At 68.0% G+C, this 5,225-nt stretch carries 4 protein-coding genes and 1 pseudogene; all 5 read left to right on the top strand.

The window, feature by feature from the left end; all coding sequences use genetic code 11:
* Nucleotides 1-276 (top strand): HpcH/HpaI aldolase/citrate lyase family protein (locus tag WAW85_RS02310; RefSeq protein ID WP_422558045.1); only part of this gene is annotated, 276 nt, incomplete at its 5' end.
* Between the two features lie 22 nt (nucleotides 277-298).
* Nucleotides 299-1,927, top strand: coding sequence for an AMP-binding protein (locus WAW85_RS02315; RefSeq protein WP_422558046.1), 1,629 nt, complete (start codon nucleotides 299-301; stop codon nucleotides 1,925-1,927).
* A gap of 21 nt (nucleotides 1,928-1,948) precedes the next feature.
* Complete coding sequence (locus WAW85_RS02320) at nucleotides 1,949-3,889, top strand: acetoacetate--CoA ligase (protein WP_422558047.1); 1,941 nt, start codon at nucleotides 1,949-1,951, stop codon at nucleotides 3,887-3,889.
* A gap of 68 nt (nucleotides 3,890-3,957) precedes the next feature.
* Entirely contained in the window at nucleotides 3,958-4,902 is a 945-nt protein-coding gene (locus WAW85_RS02325) for a DUF5336 domain-containing protein (RefSeq protein WP_422558048.1), read from the top strand.
* Between the two features lie 136 nt (nucleotides 4,903-5,038).
* A pseudogene (locus tag WAW85_RS02330) lies at nucleotides 5,039-5,225 on the top strand (hypothetical protein); the annotation flags it as partial.

Below are 5,225 nucleotides of genomic sequence, written 5' to 3' on the forward strand. Positions count from 1 at the left end.
GTGCACGTGGACATCGGCGACGTCGACGGGCTGACCGAGGAGGTCCGCGACGCGGTCGCACTCGGCTTCGCGGCGACCGCCTGCATTCATCCCTCGCAGGTCGCGGTGGTGCGCGACGGGTACGCGCCGTCGCCCGAGGAAATCGACTGGGCGCGGCGGCTGCTGGCCGCCTCCGCAGAGTTTGCCGGCGGCGTATTCCAGTTCGAGGGGCAGATGGTGGATGCACCGCTCTTCGGCCAGGCCCACGCCGTGCTGCGGCGGGCAGGCGAGCACTGAACGTTACGAGGAAGGAATGGTTATGACCGAGTTGTCGTATGCGCGGGGTGCGGACAGCCCGCCGCTGTTGGAACAGACCATTGGCGCGATGCTGGCGCAGACTGCTGCCGCCCATCCCGACGCGATCGCGCTGATCGACGCCGTCAGCGACCAGCAGTGGACCTACCGCCAGTTCCGCGAGCAAGTCCGGAATCTCGCCTGCGGTCTGCGGCGCAGCGGCCTGCAACCCGGTGATCGCGTGGGTTTGTGGGCGCCGAACCGGTGGGAGTGGGTGCTCACCCAGTTCGCCGCGGCCGAGGCGGGCCTGATCCTGGTGGTGCTCAATCCGTCGTACCGCCGCCACGAGGTGGCCTTTGCGCTGGCGCAGTCGGGCACGTCGATGGTGCTGTCGGCCGATCACTTCCGCGACTCGATGTACGCGCAGATGCTCGACGACGTGCGCGGCGAGCTACCCGAGTTGTGGGAAGCGGTGACGTTCGAGTCGCCGCAGTTCGTGGAGTTGCTTCGCGATCCGGTGCCTGCCGAGGTGGCGGCCCTCGACGCGGCGGCGGCCGGGCTGGCGCCGGATGACCCGATCAACATCCAGTACACCTCGGGCACCACCGGCAATCCGAAAGGCGTGACGCTCTCGCACCGCAACATCGGCAACAATGGCTACTTGGTCGGGCAACTACTCGACTACACCCCGGCCGACCGGATCTGCACGCCGGTGCCCTATTACCACTGCTTCGGCATGGTGATGGCGAACCTGGCGGCGATCACCTCCGGTGCCGCGATGGTCATTCCGGCGCCCGCCTTCGACCCGGCGGCGACCCTCGCCGCCGTCGAGAAGTATCGCTGCACCAGCCTGTACGGCGTACCGACCATGTTCATCGCCGAGCTGAACCTGCTGGACGACGGCGCCCACTACGATCTGAGTTCCCTGCGAACCGGGATCATGGCTGGTTCGCCCTGCCCAGAACAGGTGATGCGCCGGGTGATCGACGAGATGAACATGTCGCAGGTGTCGATCTGTTACGGCATGACAGAAACCAGTCCGGTGTCGACACAGACCCGCATGGACGATCCGTTGGAATTGCGGGTAGGCACAGTCGGTCGGGTGGGCCCACATTTGGAGATCAAGGTGGCCGACCCGGCGACGGGGGAGACGATGCCGCGGGGCGAGTCCGGCGAGTTCTGCACGCGGGGCTATTCGGTGATGGCCGGGTACTGGGAGGATCCGGACAAGACCGCGCAAGTACTCGGGGCCGACGGCTGGATGCGCACGGGCGACCTCGCGGTGATGGAACCAGATGGCTATGTGCGGATCACCGGCCGCATCAAAGACCTGGTGATCCGCGGCGGCGAGAACATCTACCCGCGTGAGGTGGAGGAGTTCTTCTACACGCACCCCGACATCATCGACGTCCAGGTGATCGGCGTGCCGGATGAGAAGTACGGTGAGGAACTCATGGCGTGGATCATCGTGCGCGAGGGCGCGCCGGAGTTGACCGCCGACGATCTACGGGCCTTCGCCGACGGGCAGATCTCCCGGCACAAGATCCCGAGGTACGTGCATGTGGCCACCGAGTTCCCGATGACCGTCACCGGCAAGGTGCGCAAAGTGGCGATGCGCGAGCAGGCGGTCGACCTGCTTGGCCTGAACGAATAACGAATCACGAATGAGGAAGTTGTGACGATCAACGAGTTCGCGACCTTTGTCGGCGAGCGCACCGGACGGGACTTCACCTCGTACGACGCCCTGTACGACTACTCGGTGACTGACCTGCCGGGTTTCTGGCGCGCGGTGTGGGACTATTTCGCGCTCGATGCGTTGGCGGCCGAACCCTTGGCTGACGGCGATGCGGCAGTGCTTGCCACCGCGGCGATGCCGGGGGCGATCTGGTTCCCGGACGTGCACATCAACTACGTCGACGCGGTGCTGCGGCACGCCACGCCGGACCGCGACGGGGCGGCGATCGTCGGCCTCGACGAGGAGCTGCGCCGCACCGAAATCAGCTGGCGGGAGCTGCCGGGACTGGTGGCTGCCGTCGCCGCCACCCTGACCGACGCCGGGATCGGGGAGGGTGACGTGGTCGCCGCCTATCTACCGAACATCCCCGAGGCGGTGATCGCCTTTCTGGCGACCGCGTCGATCGGCGCGATCTGGTCCGGCTGCGGACAGGATTACGCCCCGGCCGGGGCCGCGAGCCGACTCGCCCAACTGGCCCCGAAGGCCTTGTTCAGCTCGGCCGGCTACCGCTTCAACGGCACAGACGTGGACAAGCGGGCCGACAGCGCCGACCTGGCCGACTTGCTCGACGAGCTGGTGGTGCACATTCAATGCGGCGCCGAGTCGTGGGATCGCGCCGTCGCCGACACCTCGCGCACCCCGGTGCCGGTGCCGGTGGCCGCCGACCATCCACTGTGGGTGCTCTTCTCCTCGGGCACCACCGGACGGCCCAAGGGCATCGTGCACGGGCACGCCGGTGTCGTCGTCGAACACCTGAAAGAGACGGCCCTGCATTCCGGGCTCGACGCTGATTCGGTGTTCTTCTGGCATACGGCGCTGAGCTGGATGATGTGGAACTTCCAGGTCGCCGGGCTGCTGGCGGGGGCACAGATCGTCGTCTACGGCGGGTCGCCGCTCTATCCGGACGCCGACCGGCTGTGGCAGATCGTGGCCGACGAGCACGTCACCTACTTCGGCACGAGCCCCGGACAGCTCAACGCCTCGCGCAAGGCGGGTCTCGTGCCCGGCCGCGACCACGACCTCTCGGCGCTGCGCACCCTGGGTAGTACCGGCTCGACCCTGCCCGCGGATCTGTTCGGTTGGGTGTCGCACAACGTCGACGCGGACCTGCCGATCTCGTCGATCAGCGGTGGCACCGACATCGTGAGCGCCTTCGCCGGCGGCAGCGACGGTGAGCCGGTGGTGGCCGGCGAACTGACCGTCCGACATCTTGGCGTCGCCCTTGAGAGCTGGTCGCCCGAGGCCCGGCCGCTCATCGGCGAGGTGGGGGAGTTGGTTGTCACCAAACCCATGCCGTCGATGCCGGTGGGCTTCTGGAACGACGACGACGGGGCCCGCTACCGTGCGGCCTACTTCGACCACCAATGGGAGTCGGATTCACCCCGAGCCCGTCGACGGGTCGACGGGCCGGTGTGGCGGCACGGCGATTGGGTGACGGTCACCGACCGCGGCTCGGTGATCATTCACGGCCGCAGCGATGCGACGCTGAACCGGCACGGCATCCGGATGGGGTCGGCCGACATCTATGAGGTGGTCGAGGGCATCGACGAGATCGCGGAGGCCTTTGTGCTCGGCGTCGACGGCCCCGACGGGGCGTACTGGATGCCAATGTTCGTGACCCTGGTGCCCGCCGCCGAGCTCACCGACGAGTTGTCCGCACGGGTGGCCGCGGAGATTCGCACGCGGCTGTCGCCCCGGCACGTGCCCGACGAGATCGTCGTCGCACTGGGCATTCCGCACACCCGCACCGGGAAGAAGCTGGAGGTGCCGATCACCGCGGTCCTGGCCGGTCGGTCGGAGGTGAACATCGATCCGCGGTCCGTCGACGATCCGGGGTTGATCGACTGGTACCGCGAGCAGGGCGCTGCCCACCGATGGTGAACGTGTACTAGCGTGGACCACGTTCATGGGTCATCGAGCGGTGGCCGCGACGAAACAGGAGATATTCCATGACGTATCCGCAGGGTCCGGGCTACGGCCAGGGCGATTCCGGCCAGGGCCAGGGCCAAGGGCAGTACGGCCAGTACGGCGCGCCCGCCCCGCAGTACGGCCAGCCGGCTCCGCAGTACGGCCAGCAGGCACCGTCGCAGTACGGTCAGCAGCCGCAGCAGCAGTACGGTGCTCCGGCCCAGTACAGCGCGCCGAAGCCGCCGTCGCAGGGCCTTCCGCACAACACCGCCCAGATCCTGGCGCTCGTGGTGGGCGGGCTCGGTGTGATCACCCTGTTCGGTGGCTTCCTCGCGGGGTACAAGGGCGGTAACGAGTATGTGGGCACCATTACCGTCAAGTTGTTCGCGACCGCGTTCGCCACGCCCTGGGCCCTCGTCGCTGTCGCCGGGGTCGCCGCCCTGCTGACCCTGTTGGTCGGCTCCAGCAAGCACTACGCTGCAGCGGTCGCATCGCTCTCCGTCGTGGCCGGCTTCGCCACCATTTTCCAGTTCGCCAGCACGGACGCGGAGACCGGCGCCGGTGCGATCGTCCTGTTGATCACCAGCATCCTCTCCGCGATCGTCGCGGTGGGTTGGGTGTTGGTCGAGTCCGAGCAGATCAAGGTCGCACCGGCTCCGGTCGCCGGCGTCACGTCGGCCGGCCTGGGCGGTTACGCGGCTCCGGTCGCCCCGTCGTACGGCGGCTCCGCCTACGAGGCCCCGGCCACACCGTCATACGAGGCACCGTCGTACGCGGCGCCTTCCTATGAGACGCCCTCCTATGAGGCGCCGGCCACACCGTCGTACGGCGGCAGCGAGGCGGCGACGTCGTACACACCGTCGCACTCCGCGTCTGAATCGGCGACCACGTACACCCCGCTCCCGGACACCGGCGACAGTGCCGTCGACGCCGGTTCGGCGACGACCGTTTTTGGCACGCCAACCAGCGACGACGAGAAGAAGTAGGCGCTTCCGCGTCCAACCACATCAACGCCGCCGCCCCGAAACGGGCGGTGGCGTTGATGTGTTTCTGGCGTCGCATTCGGATCGCTGCGGCGTGGCCGCTGGGAGCGGCGGGACTGGCGTGACACCCTGAAGGGCAATGCCTGCCACCACCGAGTCACTGGTCACCCGCCTTCGTCAGGGGCGGGTGACCCGACGTGATCTGGCGCCGCCCGGCCGGGCCGGCACCTGGAGCCTGTTGAAGGTCGCCGTCGGAGTTCCGGCGGTCACCACGATCGTCCTGGCGGTGGTCGTGACGTTCGTCAAGCTGCTCGCCGGTGGGACGT

Source organism: Gordonia sp. (in: high G+C Gram-positive bacteria) (genome assembly GCF_049299075.1).
In the GTDB taxonomy this organism is placed as follows: domain Bacteria; phylum Actinomycetota; class Actinomycetes; order Mycobacteriales; family Mycobacteriaceae; genus Gordonia.

What these genes read in the sequence shown, in the direction of transcription:
- WAW85_RS02315 (WP_422558046.1), top strand. Translation starts at nt 299, where the DNA reads ATGACCGAGTTGTCGTATGCGCGGGGTGCGGACAGCCCGCCGCTGTTG.
- WAW85_RS02325 (WP_422558048.1), top strand. Translation starts at nt 3,958, where the DNA reads ATGACGTATCCGCAGGGTCCGGGCTACGGCCAGGGCGATTCCGGCCAG.